At 52.5% G+C, this 305-nt stretch carries 1 protein-coding gene; it reads left to right on the top strand.

The genetic code is table 11. From position 1 onward, the window contains the following. Positions 1 to 305 (top strand): RHS repeat-associated core domain-containing protein (locus tag ACP45E_RS02110; protein ID WP_141707185.1); only part of this gene is annotated, 305 nt, incomplete at both ends.

The raw sequence follows: 305 nt of genomic DNA, 5'->3' as shown, positions 1-305 counted from the left end.
CGCTGTCTTCCTCTTCGCACCAACAAAAGAATGTGGTTCGTGAGAGCCCTTTGGGTTTCAATGGTGTTCGCCAAGACCCTGCGACCAAGCTCTACCCTCTAGGTAACGGTTACAGGATGTACAGCCCAACTTTGATGCGCTTCAATGCTCAAGATAGCTTAAGCCCTTTTGGTCGTGGAGGAGTTAACGGCTATGCGTATTGCTTGGGAGACCCAGTCAATCGGAGCGACCCAAGCGGTCACTTTGCCCTACTATCCACACTGATTGGCGCTATAGTTGGGGCTGTGGTTGGGGCTGCGGTATCT

It is taken from the genome of Vibrio genomosp. F10 str. 9ZD137, assembly GCF_049974785.1.
Taxonomy (GTDB): domain Bacteria; phylum Pseudomonadota; class Gammaproteobacteria; order Enterobacterales; family Vibrionaceae; genus Vibrio.
Note: the sequence above shows the minus strand (reverse complement) of the source record. Positions and strands in the feature narration are given on the sequence as shown.